General features: G+C 64.9%; 4 protein-coding genes. All 4 read right to left on the reverse strand.

The genetic code is table 11. The features are described 5' to 3' along the window. A partial coding sequence (gene hpaD, locus AC5RV1_RS21180; RefSeq protein WP_493995928.1) for a 3,4-dihydroxyphenylacetate 2,3-dioxygenase occupies nt 1-1,003 on the reverse strand: 1,003 nt, incomplete at its 3' end. 34 nt (nt 1,004-1,037) lie between these two features. Continuing rightward, nucleotides 1,038-2,579: a 5-carboxymethyl-2-hydroxymuconate semialdehyde dehydrogenase gene (gene hpaE, locus AC5RV1_RS21185; RefSeq protein WP_493995929.1), complete on the reverse strand. Its 1,542-nt coding sequence runs from the start codon at nt 2,577-2,579 to the stop codon at nt 1,038-1,040. A gap of 28 nt (nt 2,580-2,607) precedes the next feature. Continuing rightward, nucleotides 2,608-3,291, reverse strand: a complete 684-nt coding sequence (locus tag AC5RV1_RS21190) for a GntR family transcriptional regulator (protein WP_493995930.1) — start codon at nt 3,289-3,291, stop codon at nt 2,608-2,610. Then, on the reverse strand, nt 3,284-3,694 hold a 411-nt coding region (locus AC5RV1_RS21195), incomplete at its 5' end, for an RraA family protein (protein ID WP_493995931.1). The genes AC5RV1_RS21190 and AC5RV1_RS21195, both read right to left, overlap by 8 nt.

A 3,694-nucleotide genomic window follows, 5' to 3' on the forward strand; every position in this document is an offset into this window, starting at 1 on the left:
CGACGGTGACGGCCATTTCGGACTTTTCCTCGCGTTCGATGACGGGTTGGGGGTTGCCGTCCAGGTCCAGGACGAGGGAGGCTTCGGTGTACCAGGACGGGACCACGGGGTTGCCCCACCAGTCGCGGCGCTGGTTGTCGTGGACGTCCCAGGTGATGGTGGGGTTGTCGGGGTCGCCGGTGTAGTAGTCCTGGGTGTAGATCTCGATGCGGTGCCCGTCCGGATCCAGGATGTAGAGGTAGAACGCGTTGGACACACCGTGCCGGCCGGGGCCGCGTTCGATCCGGTCGCTGATGCGCAGGGCGCCCATCTTGTCGCAGATCTGGATGATGTTGTGCTTCTCGTGCGTGGCGAACGCGACATGGTGCATGCGCGGGCCGTTTCCGCCGGTCAGCGCCGTGTCGTGGACTGTCTGCTTCCGGTGCATCCACGCGGCGTAGGTGACGCCGTCGGAATCCTTGATGTCCTCCGAGACGCGGAAGCCGAGGTCCTCCAGGTAGGCGCGGCCGCGGGGAACGTCAGGGGTGACCTGGTTGAAGTGGTCCAGGCGGACCAGTTCACCGGCGGAGTAGAGGTCGTAGCGCTGGGTGAGGCGCTCCACGTGCTGCACGTCGTAGAAGAACTCGTACGGGAAGCCCAGCGGATCCTCGACCCGGACGGAATCACCGATGCCCTTGGTGAAGCCTTCCTTGCGGCGCTCGGTGCGGCAGCCCAGCTCGCGGTAGTAGGCCTCGGCGGCGTCCACCTCGGCCGGGGATTTGACCCGGTAGGCGAAGGCGGCGACGGCGGCGATGGGTCCCTTGCGCAGCACCAGGTTGTGGTGGATGAACTCCTCCAGGGAGCGCAGATAGATCGCGTTCTCGTCTTCCTCGGTGACGTGCAGGCCCAGGACGTCCACGTAGAACTCGCGGGATTTGGCGAGGTCGGTCACCACGATTTCCATGTAGGCGCAGCGGACGATATCCGGGGCCGGGACAGTGGGGGTGGGAACGAAGTTGGTCATGATGTTCTCTCTTCTTCGAAAGTTTGGGAGGGGGTTAGCTGTCGCTGGTTACTGCAGCGTCTTCGACGTTGCCGAACTTGGGCGAGTGGGCCTCGTCGAGGGTGATCTGTACCGACTGCTGGGTGGTGTAGAAGTCAACTGAGCGGTAGCCGCCCTCGCGGCCCAGGCCCGAAGCCTTCACACCGCCGAACGGGGTGCGCAGGTCGCGGACGTTGTTCGAGTTCAGCCACACCATGCCTGACTCAATAGCGTGTGCAAAGTTGTGCGCGCGCTTCAGGTTAGTCGTCCAGACGTAGGCGGCGAGGCCGTATTTGGTGTTGTTAGCGAGCTCGAGCGCCTCTTCGTCCGTGTCAAAGGGGGTTATGGCCACGACCGGACCGAAGATTTCCTCCTGGAAAATCCGGGCGTCGGGGGCGACGTCGGCGAACACGGTCGGCGCAACGTAGTTGCCCGTGGGGAAGCCCTCGGCACGACCACCACCGGCCAGGAGCCGGCCCTCGGACTTGCCGATCTCAATGTAGCTCATGACCTTCTCAAAGTGGTTCGGGTGCACGAGCGAGCCGACCTCGGTTGCAGGATCGCTCGGGAGACCCACCTTGATGTTCTTCGCACGCTCGGCGAACCGGGCCACGAAGTCCTCGTAAATGTCGCGCTGCACGAGCACGCGGGACCCGGCGGTGCAACGTTCGCCGTTCAGGCTGAACACGCCGAAGACCGTCGCGTCGAGGGCGGCCTCGATGTCGGCGTCGGCGAAGACGATCGCCGGGCTCTTGCCGCCGAGCTCGAGCGAGAGGCTCTTGAACTGGGGGGCGGCAGCCGTTGAGATCGTGGCGCCGGTCGAGCTGTCACCGGTGAAGGAGACGATCGGCACGTCGGGGTGCTTCACGAGGTAGTCGCCTGCGACGCCGCCGGATCCAAAGATCAGGTTGAAGACTCCGTCGGGCAGGCCTGCCTCGCGGAAGATCTCGGGCCACAGCACGGCGGAGAGCGGGGTGTAGCTGGCCGGCTTCATAACGACAGTGTTTCCGGTCGCGATGGCCGGGGCGAGCTTCCAGGACTCCTGCATGAAAGGGACGTTCCAGGGCGTGATGAGGGCGGCGACGCCGATCGGCTTGCGGTTCACGTAGTTGATCTGGCGACCGGGGACCTTGAACGCGTTGTCCTCCTGCCCGACGATGAGGTCAGCGAAGAAGCGGAAGTTCTCGGCAGCGCGGCGGGCCTGGCCCTTGGCCTGGGTGATGGGCAGGCCGGAGTCGTAGCTCTCCAGGAGCGCGAGTTCGTCGTCCCGCGATTCGACGATGTCGGCGATCTTGTGCAGTACGCGTGAGCGTTCGCGGGGCAGCATCTTCGACCACGGACCTTCCGTAAAGGCACGCTTGGCGGCGGCGACGGCGAGGTCGACGTCTTCCGGCTGGGCTGATGCGACCGTGGCGTAGTTTTCGTTGGAGACCGGCTCCTGCACGTCGAACGTCTTGCCGGACGCCGAATCGACAAACTCGCCGTCGATGAAGTGCTGGAGATGCGTGGGCAGATTTTCGGGAATGTGGTGCTGGGTGGTTTCTACTGAGGTCGTCATCGTTGAGGTCCTAACTGTGATGTGGGTACTAGTTGGATTGGGCGAGGTAGGCGTCCAGGGTCGCGGAGCGGTGGAGGCGTGCGGCCTTTTCGATGGTGTCCGCATCGGCACCGGATTCGATGAGCTTGAGCAGGTTTTCGTGTTCCTCCACGGAGTCGTGGGCACGGCCGGGGACGAAGCGGAAGGTGGAAGACCGGAGGGATGCCAGCCGGTTCCAGCCACGGTGGACCAGGTCCAGGATGTGCGGGTTGGGGCAGTGCTCGAACAGGACGCTGTGGAAGTCCCGGTTGAGCCGGGTGAAGCGGACGGGGTCAAAGTGGTCCAGGCATGCGCGCATTTCTTCGTTCACCGCGCGGGCCCGGGCAATGGCCACCGAACCGATCAGGGGAGCGGACAGCGCTGTGGCGGCCCCCTCCACGACGCTGAGGGTCTGCATGGTGTAGAGGTATTCGGTGGGGTCGATCCCGGCCACCGTGGCGCCAACATTGCGCTCGAACTTCACCAGCCCCTCTGCCTCGAGGCGGCGGATGGCCTCCCGGACAGGAACCACACTGAACCCGAGGTCCTTGGCAATGGCAGCCAGCACAAGCCGGTAGCCGGGCGAGTAGGCGCCTTCGACAATCCGGGCCTTCACCGCCTGGTAGGCCTGCTGGGACTTGCTGTCGGAAGCGGTGGCCACCTCGGGGAGGTCGGTCAGCACGGTCTCAGTCATTGGCTTGGCCTGCTTCCCATTTCTTGTACCGGGTCTGCCATTCCTTATTCATGGGGTAGAGCCCGTCCACGCTGTTGCCCTGCTTGACCATTTCGAAAATGAAGATTTCCTCCTGCTCCTGGGCGATGCAGTCAGCCACGAGTTCCTCGGCGATGGCCGGCGGGATGACCAGGATGCCGTCGGAGTCGGCCACGATGATGTCGCCGGGCTGGACGGTGGCGCCGCCGCAGGCGATGGTGATGTCTGTGTCCCAGGGGATGTGGCGGCGGCCCAGCACGGCCGGGTGCGGGTTGGCGAAATAGGTGGGCATCTCCAGGCCTGCCACGGCGGTGTAGTCGCGGACGCCGCCGTCGGTGATGATCGCCGCGGCGCCGCGCACCTGGGCGCGCAGGGCCAGGATGTC

Source organism: Arthrobacter sp. Hb9-2 (genome assembly GCF_059091165.1).